A 2,045-nucleotide genomic window follows, 5' to 3' on the forward strand; every position below is an offset into this window, starting at 1 on the left:
GCGCGCCGCCGTGATGGTGGCGGTCCAGGCGGCGGCGGGTGCCGTGGCGCCGGTGCCGGCCGGGCTGCTGGGCGGGCAGGCGCTGGGCCAGTGCGCGCAGGTCGCCACGCTGGCGTGGCGAAACGCGCCGTTCGCGTGGCCGGGCGTGGCGCGGCTGCGCGCGCTGGCGCGGCGCTACCGCGACTTTCCGCTGTACGGGGCGCCGCAGGCGCTGGTGAACGCGCTGTCGCAGTACGGGCCGGCCGTGGTGCTGGCCGCCGCCTTCGGCGAGGCGAGCGTCGGCCTGTACTGGCTGGCGCTGCGCGTGCTGTCGCTGCCCGACACGGTGCTGAACCAGCCCCTTCGGCAGGTCTTCTACCGCGACGCGAGCCACGACCCGGAGCATCTGCACCGCCGGCTGGCGCGCACGACGCTGGCGCTGGCGGCCGTGGGACTGCCGGTGGCGATGGCGGTTGTGCTGGCCGGGCCGGCGTTGTTCGCCTGGGCCTTCGGCGCGGAGTGGGAAGCGGCCGGCGCCTTCGCCCGCTGGCTGGCGCCCTGGTGGTTCCTGGGCTTCGTCAACGTGCCGTGCGTCGCCGTCATCCCGCTGCTGCGCCTGCAGGGGCCGTTCCTGGCGTATGAGGTGGCGCTGGCGGTGGCGCGGCTGGGCGCCCTGCTGCTGGGGGCCACGCAGGGCGACGCGCTGACCGCCGTGGCCGCCTATGCGCTGACCGGGGCGGTTTTCAACGCGGCGCTCATCGCCTTCGTCCTGCACGCCGCCCGGCCGGAACGGGTGCGCGCATGATGGAGGCGTTGCGCATCGCGCTGTGGCGCGGCTGGCTGCACCTCACCGGGCCGGTGCCGGGGCACCTCGCCACGCTGGAGCGGCTGCGCCGGGGTGGGTTGAATGCCTACCGCGAGGAAGGGCTGGCCGCGCTGCTCGCCCACGCCGGCCGTGCCGTGCCCTTCTACCGCCAGCGGCTGGCCGAGGCCGGGGTGCTGGCGGACGGGCGGGTGCGGCTGGACCGCTTCACCGCCATCCCGCCGCTGACGCGCGCCGAACTGCGCACCCGCTTTGACGATCTGGTGGCGGTGGGCGTGGACCGGCGGCACTGCCGCGTCAACGTCACCGGCGGCTCGACGGGGGAGCCGGTGCGGGTGCTGGAGGACGCAGCGGCCGACGCCTGGAACGTGGCGGTCAAGCTGCTGTTCGACGGCTGGACCGGCTACCGCCCGGGCATGCGCCGCGCCGTGTTGTGGACCTCGATGCACGAGACGCCGTCGCGGCGGCTGCGCCCGCGCGTCGGGCGGTGGCTGCGCGGCGAGACCTGGGTGGACTGCCTGCGCCTGTCGGACGAGGAGCTGCAGGCGGCGGCGCGCCGGATGGCCGGGCTGCGCCCGCGCCAGATCCTCGCCTTCGCCGACCGGCTGCACGGCATCGCGCGGATGATGGAGGCCGGGCGCGTGCCGGCGCTGATGCCGGACAGCCTCGTCGTCTCCTCCTGCCCCTGCACGCCGCGCATGCGCGCGGCGATCGAAGGCGCCTTCCACGCCCCGCTGTTCGACCGCTACGGCTCGCGCGAGCTGGGCGCGGTGGCCAGCGAACGCGTGCCCCGCGGCGGGCTGGTGGTGTCGGCGCCCACGCATCTGGTGGAGGTGCTGCGCCCGGACGGCAGCCCGGCCCCGCCCGGCGAGGTGGGGGAGCTGGTGGTGACGCTGCTGACCAACTTTGCGATGCCGCTGATCCGCTACCGCATCGGCGACCGCGCCGCCTGGGCCTTGGGCGCCGACGATCCCTGGCCGGTGCTGACGCGCATCCAGGGCCGCACCAGCGACACCTTCACGGCGACCGACGGCGCCACGGTGGACGGCGCCCTGTTCCTCTACGTCCTGGAGGAACGGCCGTGGGTCGCCCGCTACCGCGTGACGCAGGAAGCCTTGAACCGCGTGCTGGTGGAGGTGGTGCCGGCCTCCCCGCCCCGCCCGCCGACCTTGCCGATGTCGAGGGGCGCATCCGGGCGGTGATGGGCGCGGCCTGCGCGGTGGAAATCCGCACGGTGGACGAC

2 protein-coding genes are annotated in these 2,045 nt (G+C 75.8%); both read left to right on the forward strand.

The features are described from left to right. Positions 1 to 784, forward strand: a 784-nt coding sequence (locus VED21_RS31580) for an oligosaccharide flippase family protein (protein WP_324889624.1), incomplete at its 5' end; no start/stop codon positions are given. Beyond that, on the forward strand, positions 781 to 2,004 hold the full coding sequence (locus VED21_RS31585; RefSeq protein ID WP_324889626.1) for a hypothetical protein: 1,224 nt from the start codon (positions 781 to 783) through the stop codon (positions 2,002 to 2,004). The genes VED21_RS31580 and VED21_RS31585, both read left to right, overlap by 4 nt. Positions 2,005 to 2,045 lie beyond the last annotated feature (41 nt).

It is taken from the genome of Azospirillum sp. (assembly GCF_035627195.1).
Taxonomy (GTDB): Bacteria; Pseudomonadota; Alphaproteobacteria; order Azospirillales; family Azospirillaceae; genus Azospirillum.

Bases quoted from the DNA above. Each gene is read 5' to 3' on its own strand.
- VED21_RS31585 (WP_324889626.1), top strand. From the start codon at position 781: ATGATGGAGGCGTTGCGCATCGCGCTGTGGCGCGGCTGGCTGCACCTC.